The 12,630-nt window shown below is 73.6% G+C and carries 13 protein-coding genes and 2 pseudogenes; 4 read left to right on the forward strand and 11 right to left on the reverse strand.

Going from position 1 to position 12,630, the window contains the following annotated elements; genetic code table 11:
• Positions 1 to 3 precede the first annotated feature (3 nt).
• Complete coding sequence (locus ABD944_RS17065) at positions 4 to 501, reverse strand: MarR family winged helix-turn-helix transcriptional regulator (protein ID WP_345177514.1); 498 nt, start codon at positions 499 to 501, stop codon at positions 4 to 6.
• Positions 502 to 593: 92 nt separating this feature from the next.
• Here ABD944_RS17065 and ABD944_RS17070 point away from each other — a divergent pair, with 92 nt between their 5' ends.
• Together ABD944_RS17070 and ABD944_RS17075 are read left to right on the forward strand one after the other, a co-directional pair.
• Entirely contained in the window at positions 594 to 1,544 is a 951-nt protein-coding gene (locus ABD944_RS17070; RefSeq protein WP_345177516.1) for an SMP-30/gluconolactonase/LRE family protein, read from the forward strand.
• Positions 1,545 to 1,726: 182 nt separating this feature from the next.
• Complete coding sequence (locus tag ABD944_RS17075) at positions 1,727 to 3,199, forward strand: metallophosphoesterase family protein (protein ID WP_345177518.1); 1,473 nt, start codon at positions 1,727 to 1,729, stop codon at positions 3,197 to 3,199.
• 6 nt (positions 3,200 to 3,205) lie between these two features.
• Here the strand turns inward: ABD944_RS17075 and ABD944_RS17080 are convergent, their stop codons facing one another.
• Entirely contained in the window at positions 3,206 to 3,769 is a 564-nt protein-coding gene (locus tag ABD944_RS17080) for a DUF1349 domain-containing protein (RefSeq protein WP_345177520.1), read from the reverse strand.
• Positions 3,770 to 4,055: 286 nt separating this feature from the next.
• Between ABD944_RS17080 and ABD944_RS17085 the strand changes: the two are divergent.
• A pseudogene (locus tag ABD944_RS17085) lies at positions 4,056 to 4,589 on the forward strand (phosphatase PAP2 family protein); the annotation flags it as partial.
• 52 nt (positions 4,590 to 4,641) lie between these two features.
• Positions 4,642 to 5,403: a creatininase family protein gene (locus ABD944_RS17090; RefSeq protein ID WP_345177523.1), complete on the forward strand. Its 762-nt coding sequence runs from the start codon at positions 4,642 to 4,644 to the stop codon at positions 5,401 to 5,403.
• Here ABD944_RS17090 and ABD944_RS17095 read toward each other — a convergent pair.
• The 9 genes and pseudogenes from ABD944_RS17095 to ABD944_RS17135 all read right to left on the reverse strand — a co-directional run.
• Positions 5,398 to 6,240 (reverse strand): annotated as a pseudogene (locus ABD944_RS17095) (lysylphosphatidylglycerol synthase domain-containing protein); the annotation flags it as partial. The gene ABD944_RS17090 and the pseudogene ABD944_RS17095 sit on opposite strands and share 6 nt — an antisense overlap.
• Complete coding sequence (locus ABD944_RS17100; RefSeq protein ID WP_345177526.1) at positions 6,168 to 6,965, reverse strand: SAM-dependent methyltransferase; 798 nt, start codon at positions 6,963 to 6,965, stop codon at positions 6,168 to 6,170. The gene ABD944_RS17100 and the pseudogene ABD944_RS17095, both read right to left, overlap by 73 nt.
• 26 nt (positions 6,966 to 6,991) lie before the next feature.
• Complete coding sequence (locus tag ABD944_RS17105) at positions 6,992 to 8,065, reverse strand: glycosyltransferase family 4 protein (protein ID WP_345177528.1); 1,074 nt, start codon at positions 8,063 to 8,065, stop codon at positions 6,992 to 6,994.
• Entirely contained in the window at positions 8,062 to 8,460 is a 399-nt protein-coding gene (locus ABD944_RS17110; RefSeq protein WP_345177530.1) for a 6-pyruvoyl trahydropterin synthase family protein, read from the reverse strand. Before ABD944_RS17110 ends, ABD944_RS17105 begins: the two co-directional genes overlap by 4 nt.
• A 43-nt stretch (positions 8,461 to 8,503) precedes the next feature.
• Complete coding sequence (locus ABD944_RS17115) at positions 8,504 to 9,475, reverse strand: zinc-dependent alcohol dehydrogenase (protein ID WP_345177531.1); 972 nt, start codon at positions 9,473 to 9,475, stop codon at positions 8,504 to 8,506.
• Positions 9,432 to 10,277, reverse strand: a complete 846-nt coding sequence (locus ABD944_RS17120; RefSeq protein ID WP_345177533.1) for a CDP-alcohol phosphatidyltransferase family protein — start codon at positions 10,275 to 10,277, stop codon at positions 9,432 to 9,434. Before ABD944_RS17120 ends, ABD944_RS17115 begins: the two co-directional genes overlap by 44 nt.
• Positions 10,274 to 10,921, reverse strand: coding sequence for a GTP cyclohydrolase II (ribA, locus tag ABD944_RS17125; protein ID WP_345177536.1), 648 nt, complete (start codon positions 10,919 to 10,921; stop codon positions 10,274 to 10,276). Before ribA ends, ABD944_RS17120 begins: the two co-directional genes overlap by 4 nt.
• A gap of 113 nt (positions 10,922 to 11,034) precedes the next feature.
• On the reverse strand, positions 11,035 to 11,781 hold the full coding sequence (locus ABD944_RS17130; protein ID WP_345177538.1) for a nucleotidyltransferase domain-containing protein: 747 nt from the start codon (positions 11,779 to 11,781) through the stop codon (positions 11,035 to 11,037).
• Entirely contained in the window at positions 11,778 to 12,479 is a 702-nt protein-coding gene (locus ABD944_RS17135) for a nucleotidyltransferase domain-containing protein (RefSeq protein WP_345177540.1), read from the reverse strand. The genes ABD944_RS17130 and ABD944_RS17135 overlap by 4 nt, the downstream gene beginning before the upstream one ends.
• Positions 12,480 to 12,630: the final 151 nt, after the last annotated feature.

Below are 12,630 nucleotides of genomic sequence, written 5' to 3' on the forward strand. Positions count from 1 at the left end.
CGGCTACGGCTGGTCGCCGAGGCTGAGAAGGAGGGTGCGGAGGGTTTCGGCCAGGGCGTCTTGTTCGTGCTGGTCCAGGGCGGCGAGGAGGCGGCGTTCGTTGTCGAGGTGGGCGGCGACGGCGCGGTCGATGAGGTCGCGGCCGGCGGGGGTGAGGGCGACGAGGACGGTGCGGCGGTTGGCGGGGTCGAGGTCGCGCGTGACGTAGCCCTTGGCGACGAGCCGGTCCAGGCGGTTCGTGACGGCGCCCGAGGTCACCATGGAGGAGCGGGCCAGCACGCCCGCGGTGACGCCTTGGGGAGCGTCCGCGCGGCGGAGGGTGGCCAGGACGTCGAACTCGCCCCGTTCCAGCCCGAACTCGGCGAACAGGGCCTTGAGCTCGCGCTCGGCGATGCGGGTCAGCCGGGAGAGGCGGCCCAGGACCCGCATGGGGGACGCGTCGAGGTCGGGCCGGGCGCGAGCCCACTGCTCGACGATGAGGTCGACGGCGTCACGCTCCACGATTACCTCTCAACGTTGAACTGTTTGACATCAAGGTAGCATCCGGCCTACCGTCCTCAACGTTAAACACTTCAACGTTGAGAGGTTGCTTCATGCGACGTCGGACGATCTCTGCCGTGCTGGTGTTCGGGCTGGCCGCCGCGACCAGCGCGCCTGCCCAGGCGGCGGACGCCGGGGGCGGGACGGTGTACCCGACCACGATCCGGCTGCCGGACGGGTTCCAGCCCGAAGGCATCGCGATCGGCCCCGGGCCGGTCGCCTATGTCGGCTCCATGGCCGATGGGTCGGTCTACCGCGCCGACCTGCGCACGGGGGCCGGGGCCGTCCTCGGCCGGGGGCCGGGCACGCAGGCCCTCGGGCTCAAGAGCGACGGGCGCGGACGGCTGTTCGTGGCGGGCGGCACGGGTGGCGACGCCCGCGTCCTCGACGCCCGGACCGGACGGGTGCTGGCGTCCTACCGGCTGGCCACCGGCCCGTCGTTCGTCAACGACGTCATCATCACGCAGGGCGCCGCGTGGTTCACCGACTCCACCGACCCGGTGCTCTACAAGCTGCCGCTCGACGGTGGACGGCTCCCCGCCGCCGCGGTCCGGATCCCCCTGACCGGCGACCTGGTGTACCAGGGCAGTCCCGACAGTCCCGGCAGCGCGGGGTTCAACGCCAACGGCATCACCCCTACACCGGACGGGCGGGGACTGCTGGTGGTGCAGTCGAACACCGGCGGGCTGTTCCGCGTCGAGCCGACGGGCGAGACCCGCCGGGTGAACCTGCACGGCGAGTCGCTGCCGGAAGGCGACGGGCTGCTGCTGCGGGGCCGGACGCTGTACGCGGTGCAGAACCGGCTCAACACCGTGGCCGTCGTGCGACTGGACGCGGACGGGACCGACGGCCGCGTCGTTCGGCGGGTGACGGATGCCCGGCTCGCCCTGCCGACGACCGTGGCCGCCTTCGGCTCGCGGCTGTACCTCCCCAACATCCGGTTCTTCGCCACGGGACCGACGCCGGACGTCTCGTACAACGCGGTCGCCATCCCCCGTCCGTAGCCCGATTCGCGTTTTACCCGGAGGCGCGGGCGGGGTTGGAATGAGCCGGGCATAACTTGAACAACACCGCACGCGGCGGCGGACATGGCGGCGGACAACCAGGGCAGATCGACCGGCGTCGGGCACTAATGGAAAGGCGTCCGAATAGTCCATTTCTCTTGATCTGATGGGATACCTGGTTAATGTCGCGAATAGCTGCGGCGGTGGCGGCCGTCGTGGGCCTGCTGGTCGCCGTGATGTCCGGGCTCGCGCAGTCCGCTCCGAGCCCGTCTCCGAAGCCCACGCCTCCCGGTGCCGGGAAGAACGGCGAGGCGTGGGCCTGGACGCAGTTGGTGAACGGGACGAGCCACACGACCGAGGTCCGGTTCGCCACCACCGAGAAGCCCGCCGGGAACTGCCCCACCCTCCAGTACACCCTGGGAGGCAAGACGCAGACGGCGGTGCTGAGGAAGGTCAGCGATCCTTTCGTCACCGGCGGCGGGCTCCAGCAGTTCCCGACGACCTTCTGCGTGGCGCCGGTCCCCGACGGGGCGAGCAACGCGCTGATCGAGCCGTCCACGACCAATGCGGCCACCGTGCATCCGGGGAACCTCCAGCTTCCGCTGCCCGAGTGGCCCGTGAACGGGCGTCCCCGGAGCGTCGCGGTGATCGGTGACGCGGGGTGCGAGGTCGTCTCGCCCACGGTCGGCGCCCCGAAGAACCAGGACTGCCAGAAGAACTGGCCGCTGGAGCCGCTCTCGGTGCACGCGGCGGCGCAGTCCCGGCCGGACCTGGTCGTCCACGTCGGCGACTACATGTACCGGGAGACGCCGGAAGGCGCGAACGACGCCACGCCGGGGTGCGACACGCAGGGGCAGGCCGCCGACTGGAGCTGCCTTATCAAGGACTTCCTGCGGCCCGCGCAGGCCCTGCTCGCCGAGGCGCCGTTCATCTTCGCGCGGGGCAACCACGAGGTCTGCACGCCTCCGAAAGTGGGGCGGGGCGCCGAATGGTTCCGCTATTTCGCCGCGGTTCCGCAGAAGGACAACGAGTGCTTCTCCCTGCCGCAGACGCAGGCCGAGCCCGTCCAGATCAATGCGGGCACGCTGCATTTCATCCTGTTCGACTCCAGCTCGGCGAGTGAGAGGAACAAGCCGGACCAGGCCCAGGCCGCCCAATACGCGAAATGGTTCGACGAGGTGAACGCCCTGGCCGCCAACCATCCGACGCACGACTACTTCCTGATCACCCACAAGCCGCTGTGGATGGTCAAGCAGGCCTCGTCCACCGCCGTGACGTGGATCAACCCGACGCTGGCTAACGCGGTCGGGCAGACGGCGAAGGGGGCGCTGGCCGGCAACATCGACCTGGTGATGTCCGGGCACGTGCACCTCTACCAGATGCTCGACTTCCTCAACAGCTCGCGTCCGCCGCAGCTGACCGTGGGCTCGTCCGGGACGACGCTCGACACGCCGCCGGACGACAGCAAGGTGATGGGCAAGACCGTCGACGGCGAGACCGTGCAGCACTCGGTCTCACGGGGCGTTCACGGCTACGCGCTGCTGCGCGACACGGGCGGCCGGTGGCATCTCACCTTCCACGGGGTCTCCGGTCAGGCGTGGCCGCTGGACTGCGCTCTGAGCACCGGGGCCACCAAGGAATTCGACTGCAAATAGGCGGCTTCATGGATGCAGGGCCGCGTCGGGCCGAGTTTCGGCGACGCGGGTGAAGCGGACGGTCAGGCCGTCGCGTTCGGGGGCGCAGCAGTAGGGGCCCGCGGCGGCCATGACGCCGGGAGGGAAGGGCGCCAGGCGGATCATCCTCCAGGGCTCGTCGCCGGCGCGGGCGCGGACGGTCACGGCGTCGCCCGAGCGGCTGGCGCGGATGGTCACCTCGCGGCCCTGCCACGGCACGGGCGCCGAGGACCAGTCGGACACGCCGTGGGTGACCACCGCGCCCAACTGGAGGGCGCCGTCGCAGTACTCGGCGCCCGCCTTGATCCAGGTCGTCGCGGAGAGGCGGACGAGGAGGCCGGCCTGGTCGAACTGGTGGTCGTAGGCGGCGACGAAGGAGACCTCGATCGCGGCCTCGGGGCCGAACGGGGACAGCAGGGCGTGCCCGCTGTCGCGGTCGTAGCCGTAGGACGTCGTGCGCCAGAAGTCGCCGCCCCGCGCCGCGGTGACGACGAGGGCGGGGCCGTCGGGCGTCGCGGACGGCGGCGGGTTGAGCCATTCACCGGTGATCATAGGTCGGAAATCTACGTCAGGGGGTGGAGTCAACCCCACCACCAGGGGTGGGTTTTACCTCCCATGATCGGGTAGCTGAACCCAGTGTCTCCGGAAATGTCAGACGCGAGGGTTGAGATGGACGGGGACGACCGGGCTGGGAGGCACGATGGTGAGCGGAGCGGCAGTAGGCGGGGCGGTGCGCGGCCGGATGCGGCCGCTGCTCACCGAGGTGGGGCTGCTGGCGGTCCTGTTCGCCTTCTACAAGTGGGGCCGGACGCTGATCGAGGGCGGCCCCGGGCAGGCGATGGCGAACGCGCACGGGCTGTGGCGGTTCGAGCGGGAATGGCTGCCGAGCGAGGTCGGATTCCAGCATTGGGCGCTCGGATGGGACCACGCGGCCTTCCTCGCCAATGTCTATTACGTGAGCGTCCATTTTCCCGGAACGGCGTTGCTGCTGATCTGGCTTTATGTGCGGCACAGGTCCGCCTATGCCAGGGTCCGCAACGAACTGGTGGCGCTGACGGCGGCCGGCCTCGTGGTGCACACGATGTTCCCGCTGGCGCCGCCCCGGCTGGCGGGGATCGGGGCCGTCGACACGATGCTGACCGTGGGGCCGTCGGCCTATCCGGCGGCGGCCGACGGGATCGCCAACCAGTACGCGGCCATGCCGTCCCTGCACATCGGGTGGGCGATCCTGGTGGCCGTGGCGGTACTGCGGGTGTCGCGGAGCCGGTGGCGGTGGGTCGTCGCGCTGCACGCGCCGCTCACGGTCCTCGTGGTGGTGGTGACGGCCAACCACTACTGGACGGACGGGATCGTCGCCGCGCTCCTGCTGGCCGGCGCCATGGCGCTGGTTTCCCTGGCCGGACGGATGCGGCAAGCTGTGGGTCATGCTGCCGACGCACACGAGTCCCGAGGTCCCGGACGTCCCCGTGGCTGTCCTGCCGATCGGGAGCCACGAGCAGCACGGCCCGTTCCTTCCCCTCGCGACGGACACGGTGATCGCGTGCACGATCGCGGCGGAGATCGCGAAGGCGTACCCGGTGCGGACGCTCCCGCCAGTGACGATCTCGTGCTCGCATGAGCACGCGGACTGGCCCGGGACGGTGAGCATCTCGGCGGCGACCCTGTACGCGGTGGTCAGGGACGTCGCCGAGTCGCTGCGCCGGGCCGGCGTCCCCAAGCTCGTGCTGGTCAACGGGCACGGGGGCAACTACGTGCTCGGCAACGTCGTGCAGGAGGCGCACGGCGACATGGCCCTGTTCCCCGCGATGGAGCACTGGGAGGCGGCGGAGAGGGCGTCCGGCGCGGAGACGTCCGCGGTCAGCGACATGCACGCCGGGGAGCTGGAGACCTCCATCCTGCTGCACGCCCATCCGGAGCTGGTCCGGGACGGGTACCGGACCGCCGACCATCTGGCCGACGACCGGCGGCACCTCCTGACGACGGGGATGGCGGCCTACACGACGTCGGGCGTGGTCGGGCGGCCGTCACTGGCCAGCGCCGACAAGGGCCGGGAGACGCTGCGGAGCTTCGTCGCGTCGTTCGGGGACGTCCTCGCGGTGCTTCAGCAGCAGGGCGGCCGCGCCGGGCAGGGACGCGACGAAGGTGAGAACCCCGTACACGACGGCGACGGTCAGGCCCTGCGCTGAGCCGAGCCCGGCCGCGCCGAACGCCAGGGCGAGCACGGCCTCGCGCGGTCCCCAGCCGCCGACGTTCACCGGCAGCACCATCACCAGGAGCGCCAGCAGGAGCAGCGGCAGGAGGGTGAGCAGCGGGGCCGTCGCGCCGGCGAGGCGGGCGGCGACCACGAACAGGGCCAGGTGACCGGCCAGCGCCGCGGCCGACAGGCCCACGATCGCGGGCCAGGCGCGCAGGGCGGCGCGCACGTCCGCGAACGCCGGCGCCAGCGCGCGGCGCCGCCACCGTGCGAGGACCAGCACCGCGGCCAGGACGGCTCCCGCCGGGACCAGGGCGGGCGCCAGCGCCGACACGAGCGCGGGGTGGGCGAGCAGCGCGGCGGCGCCCGCGGCGATCGCGACGCCCTGACCGGCGACGCGTTCGAGGAACACGGCCCGCACGCCGCGCGCGACATCGCCCGACCGGTTCCCGTGGCTCACCGCGCGGTGCACGTCCCCGAGCACGCCCGCGGGCAGCACGGCGTTGAGGAACTGGGACCGGTAGTAGTCCGCGACGGCTCCGCCCAGCGGCAGGTGGAGGCCGAGCCGAAGCGCGACCAGCCGCCAGCGGGCCGCGCTGAGCACGGTGGTCAGCAGGCCCAGAGCGAGCGCCGCCGCCACGGCCCCGGCGTTCACGGCGTGGAGCGCGTCCACGAACGCGTCCGTGCTGTGCCACCACAGGAGCGCGGCGAGGATGCCCAGCCCGGCGAGCGGGCGCAGCCAGGGCAGGAACTTCGTCACGGGGCGCTCCCGGGGAGGACGAGGAGGTCGACGTGGTGGACCTCGGCGGTGAGGCGCCCGGCGGCGCACTCGGTGAGGCGGCGGCCGAGGTAGTCCTCGGTGAAGGGGGCCAGGTCGGGCCGCTGCTCGACGGCGGCGGCGACCCAGCCGCGCAGCCACTGAGCGGTCAGCGCGGCCTGGCCGGGGCCGAGCCGCCACGGGCTCGGGCGCGCCTGGACCGACGCGCCGCGGCGGCCGAACGCCCGGGTCGCGGCGGCGACGGCGTCGGGCCCGAGTCGGCCGCCGCCGCGCTGGTGGGCGTCGAAGGCGGCGGCGAACTCAGCGTCGAGCGGCTCGGGCGGGGAGAGGCGGACGCGCCCGACGACCGACAGGGTGAGCAGCGCCGGGCAGGCGACCGCGGCGGCGATCGCCTCGACCTCGGCGGCGGTGAGCACGTCCAGCAGCGCGGACGCGGTGACCAGCGACGCGCCCACCAGGTCGGACGCGCGGAGCGCGCCGATGCCGCCCGCGCGCGTCTCGACCGTCGCGGGCGTCCCGTCGGCGGTCGCGTACTCGCTCGCGCGGGCGCGGTCGAGCAGGCGCGGATCGGCGTCGTGCAGGATCCAGTGCTGAGGGCCGCGCAGCCGCCCGGACAGCCAGCGCCCCTGGGAGCCGGTGCCGCACCCGAGGTCCCAGATGACCAGCGGCCCGTCCGCCGGGAGCGCGGCGCGGAGCGGGTCGAGCAGCTCCGTGGCCCGCGCCGTCGCGTCCGCGCCCTCGCGCAGCTCCAGCCAGGATGGATCGAACTCCGTCACAGCGCCTCCTCGCGCCTCGACCCCCGTCATGGCGCCTCCCTTCGCAGCTTCGACAAGACGGTTCCCATGCGGCGGGCGGTGTCGTCCCAGCCGGGCAGCGTGCCGCGCCGCAGCCGGGCGGAGGCGCGCAGCCGGTCGCGCAGCTCCGGTTCGACGAGCCAGCGGCGCAGCGCCGCGCCCAGCGCGACGGGGTCGTCCGGCGGCACGAGCATGCCGGGGACGGCCCCGGACGGATCCCAGCCCAGCGTGTCCGGGACCCCGTCCACCGAGGTCGCGAGCACCGGGACGCCGCGCGCCAGCGCCTCGGTCACCACCATCCCGAACGTCTCCGCGCGGGACGCCAGGACGAGCAGGTCGGCACCGGCGTAGGCGTCGTCCAGCCGCTTGCCGGTCAGCGGACCCGTCAGCTCGACGCGCCCGTCGAGCCGGTGCCCGCCGATCAGCCGCCGGACCCGCGCGACGTGTTCCGGGTCGCCGCCCAGCGGCCCGACGCACTCGCAGTCCCAGGACAGGTGCGCGATGGTGGCGAGCGCCTCCACGAGGACGTCGTGCCCCTTGCGCGGGGTCACCGACGCCACGCACAGCAGCCGCGTCGCGCCGTCGGTGCCGGACGCGAGCGGCGCCGGGTCGGTGCCCGGGGCGACGGCGTGGACGCGGGACGGCTCCAGGCCGTGGTGGGCGATCAGGTGGTCCCGGGCCCACGGGCTCGTCGCGACGACGGCCCCGGCCGCCTCCAGCACCTCGCGTTCGCCCGCGTTCAGATCGCCCTGCCCGGGTTCGTCGGCGAGCGGGAGGTGGACGAGGACGGCGAGCCGCAGCCGCGCCGCCTCCGGGACGACGATCTCCGGGACGCCGCACGCCACCAGCCCGTCCATGAGGACGACGGACCCGCCGGGCAGCGCGGCCAGCGCGCGTCCCAGACCGGCGCGGGCCGCCCGGTCAGGCCGCGGCCAGGCGCCGGGCACCGCCACCTCCCGGACGGGGCGCCCGGACGCCGCGAGCTCCTCGCACAGCCGCCGGTCGTAGCGGTTGCCGCCGCTCGGGGCGGCGGCGTCGTCGACGCCGGCCGGGACGACCACGCACACCTCGCGGGACGTCACAGTTCACGCTCGTAGCTGGCCCAGGCGACGTGCGACTCGTGCAGCGTCACCGTGATGCCGGCCAGGCCGGCGGCGTTGGCGCCGAACGCGCCGGCGCGCACCCGGTCGGCGAGCCGGTCGGCGATGACCTTGGCGAGGAACTCCGTCGAGGTGTTGACCCCGGCGAAGTCCGGCTCGTCGTCCAGGTTGCGGTAGTTCAGCGCGCCCAGGACCTCGCCGAGCTCGCTGGTGGCGAGCCCGATGTCGACGACGATGCCGTCCGGGTCGAGGTCGGCCCGGCGGAAGGTCGCGTCCACCACGAACGTCGCGCCGTGCAGGTGCTGCGCGGGCCCGAAGACCTCGCCGCGGAAACTGTGCGCGATCATGACGTGGTCGCGGACGGTGATGGCGAACAACGAACGTCCTCCTCGGTAAGCAGGCTCGGCGGGCGGTCCCGCCTCAGTAGGCGATCCGGTGGCACAGGGCGGGCTGCTCGCCGCCCGCGAGGCGCGGCATCAGCCGCGGCAGCTCGGCGAACGGGCTCTCCCCGGTGATCAGCTCGCCGAAGGCGGGGTCGGCGAGCAGCCGCAGCGCGAGCGCGATCCGGTCGGCGAAGCCGCGGCGCGACCGGCGGGACGGCGGCACGGCGCCGACCTGGCTGCCCCGGATCGCCAGCCGCCGCGAGTGGAAGAACTCCCCGAGCGGGACGGTGACCCGCCGGTCGCCGTACCAGCTCAGCTCGATCACCTCCCCCTCCGGTGCGAGCAGCTCCAGCGACCGGGCGAGCCCGGCCTCGGACGCGCTCGCGTGCACGACCAGGTCGCAGCCGCCCTCGGCCTGGTCGGGATGGGCGAACCCGACGCCGAGCGCCCGCGCGACGTCCGCGCGGGACGGGTCGGTGTCGACCAGCTGGATCCGGCATCCCGGGAAGCCCGCGAGCACGCCGGCGACCGAGCAGCCGACCATCCCGGCGCCGACCACGGCGATGCGGTCGCCGACGAGCGGCGCCGCGTCCCACAGCGCGTTCACGGCCGTCTCCACCGTCCCGGCGAGGATCGCCCGCTCCGGCGGCACGCCGTCCGGGACGGCGCTGACCGCGCTCGCCGGGACGACGTACCGGGTCTGGTGCGGATAGAGGCAGAACACCGTGCGGCCGGCCAGCTCGGCGGGGCCGTGCTCGACCACGCCGACGTTGAGGTACCCGTACTTGACCGGGCCGGGGAACGCCCCGTCCTGGAACGGCGCCCGCATGACGGCGTGCTGGTTCGGCGGGACGCCGCCGCGGAACACGATCGCCTCGGTGCCGCGGCTCACGCCCGAGAAGAGCGTCCGGACGAGCACCTCCCCCGGCCCCGGTTCGGGGAGGACGACATCGCGGATCTCGCCCTCACCTGGCGACCGGATCCAGAAGGCGCGCGCGTCGCGCTCCATCCGTGCCCCTTCCCCGAATCGTCCGGTTCTCCTGAGTTCCTTGCGCCTCTCCGGTGGCGGTCACACGATCCGCCGTGCGCCGCCGCTTCGCCAGCCACGCCACGTCCCGTCCGAAGGACCACACCAGCAGCGCCAGCGCCGCCGCCACGAGCGCGCCCGAGTGCGGCACGACGCCCGACGCCGCGACGACCAGCGCCACCCCCTGCACCACGGCGACGGCCTTGCGCGCGATGCTCGGCCGCAGCTCCGCGCGCAGCCACGGCGCCGTCCAGGCCGCCGCGCCGAACGCGTACCGCATCGCCCCGATCGCCAGCACCCACAGGCCCGCCGTCCGCGCGACCTCGACGCTCAGCACCAGCACCAGGACCGCGTCGGTCTCCATGTCGAACCGCGCCCCGAGCCTGGACACCGTCCCGGTGCGCCGTGCGACCCGACCGTCGACGCCGTCCAGCACGAGGGCCGCGGAAGCGGCCGCGACCAGCGGCCAGAGGCCGGCGTCACCGGTGAGATGCCCCGCGACCAGCGCCGCGACACCCCCGGTGAGGACCACCCGCGCCAGCGTCACGTGATCGGCCGGCCCCAGCGCCCGCCGCCGCCGGAACGCGGCGGTCAGCAGCGCCCACGAGGCCAGCGCGTACCCGACGCCCACGGCCAGGCCCGCGTGGCCGGGACGGAGCAGCGCCAGCAGGGCGAGCTGGGCGGCGACGGCCGCGGCCAGCTCCGGTCCCCTCGTCAGGCGGGGACGGCGCGGGGCCGGGAGCCCGGCCGGCGCCGGGCGCGGCAGCGCCGTCGGCCGCGTCATCGCCGCACCTCGCCGAGCGCCCCGGCGGGGGCGTCGAGCTGCGGGAGGTCGTGGCCGAGCCGGTCGCGCTTGGCGGTGAGGTAGCGGACGTTGTCGGCGCTGACCGGGACGAGCAGCGGGACGCGCGCCGCGACGGCGACCCCGTAGGACTCCAGCGCGCTCACCTTGACCGGGTTGTTGGACATCAGCCGCACCGACCGGACGCCGAGGTGCCGCAGGATCCGGGCGGCCGGGCCGTAGTCGCGCACGTCCACCGGCAGCCCGATGGCCGTGGCGGAGTCGACGGTGTCCAGTCCCTGGTCGTCCTGCAGGATGTGGGTCCGGACCTTCGCCACCAGCCCGATCCCGCGGCCCTCGTGGCCGCGCAGGTAGACCAGTGCACCGGCGCCCTCGCGGGCGATGGCGTCCAGGGCGGCGCCGAGCTGGTCCCCGCACTCGCAGCGCGTCGCGCCGAAGATGTCGCCCGTCATGCACTCGGAGTGCATCCGGACGAGCACGTCGTCGCGCCCCCGCACCTCGCCCCGCACCAGCGCCATGTGCTCGTGCCCGTCGACCGGGTCCCGGAACGCGACGGCGCGGAACACACCGCGCCGGGTTCTGAGGTCCGCCTCCGCGATGTCCTTCTGGTCGATGCCCTCGTCCATCGCTCCCCTTCCCTGGCTACACAACCACCCCTGGTACGTCGCGAACGCCCGAGGTGGTTGTGTCCCAAAACGGTCCGTACAACCGATGGCACGCAGGGGAGGCGCCTCAGGGTTCAGCCCAGGCGGACGCGGACCACCAAGTCGTGGAGGGCGCGGCGGTTCGCGGGTGCCTCGGGGAGGGCGCTGCGGTCGCGTTCGCTTTCCAGAAGGACGCTGAGAGCGGCGACGTCGTCCTGCAGGCGGGCCGGGTCCGGCGCGTCGTCCGGCAGCGCGGCGTGCTCGGCGGCCCGCTTCGCCTCGATCAGCTCGGGCAGGTAGGACGGCCCGTCTCCGGCGAGCCGGGTCAGGTCGGCCTCGACCTCGCCGGTCCGCATCAGGTGGACTCCCGTCAGCAGCACCCGGAACGTGTAAAGGAGCGGTTTGAGCTCCCGCGAGCGCTCGAAGAGCTTCCACTGGGACCGCGCGAACCCCAGGTAGTGGTGCGCGTGGTTGAAGGTGACCAGCCCGGGGACGAGGGACTTCAGCTCCGCGTGCACGGGAGAGGTGGCCACGACCAGGGGCGACATGACCTGCTCCAGGACGTAGCCGTTGCGCCGCATGAGCAGCGTGCAGAACTTGGCCAGTTCGTGGGTGACCGCGTCGGCCTCCACTCCGGCGTGGTCCCACATCAGCGTGACGGTCTCCTCCCCCGTCTCCAGGCCGACGACCTCCTCCAGCGGCAGCAGGTGGACGCCGCGCAGGTCGACGTCGGAGTCCCGCGACGGGAACCCGTACAGGTGCGCGCCGCTGACGGTGAGGAACGCGCGGGGGTAGGGGTGGTCGGCGGCGAGGCGGTCGGCCATGCCCTCGGGGAGGTTCACCAGGTCACACTCCTACGTCGAACGGAGACCAGCAGTTCCTCGACCGCGGCGCGGTCGGGCTCGGGCGGCAGCGGGCTTCGGTCCAGGGCCTCGTCCATCGCGGCGCCGACGGAGGCGCGCCACGCGCCGATCTCGTCCCAGCCGACTTCGCCGCGGCGGACGGCGAGGAGCCGCTCGCGCAGGCCGCCGACCTCCAGCCGCGGCTCGCCGTGCCGGACGAGGCGCAGGCCGCTCTCCAGCAGCCGCAGCATGTGCATGACGTGCTTCCAGCGCGGCGCTCCGCCGTTGCGCAAGTCGCCGTCCAGCTTGCGGAACTGGGCCTCGGCGTAGCGGAGGAACGTGCGGTGCGCATGCCGGGACAGGAACGCCGGCCGCACGGCAAGCAGCTCCTCCCCGACCGGCGTGACCCGCTCGACCAGCGGCGACCACAGGCATTCGAGGACGGTCGGGTTCGCGGCCAGCGCCAGCTCGCAGAAGCGCTCCAGCTCCCAGGAGAACTGCTCGGGCAGCGGGCCGTCCAGATGCGTCGGCGGCTTGGTAAAACGCCAGAACAGGGGCGCCGGGGCCGCGTAGACGCCGCGCCGGTCGACGTCGCTCTCATCGGTGGCCAGTCCGTACGCGCGCGACCCGACCACGACCGACAGGATCGTGTGGTCGCGGACGAGGTCGAGCGCGCCGGAGGGGTCGGGGTTCGTCACGCGGGCAGCCTGGCGCAGGCCCCGCGGGCATGTCGACCGGATTGTCCGGTCTGTGCAAAACGGTTACAGATCGGCCACGAACTTGCTGAAAGTTTCTGCAAGTGATTTACGCGGCTGAAACGCGTTGCTAACGTCCCGGACCAGCCACCCC

This window comes from Actinomadura verrucosospora, from assembly GCF_039540335.1.
Classification (GTDB): Bacteria; Actinomycetota; Actinomycetes; order Streptosporangiales; family Streptosporangiaceae; genus Spirillospora; species Spirillospora verrucosospora.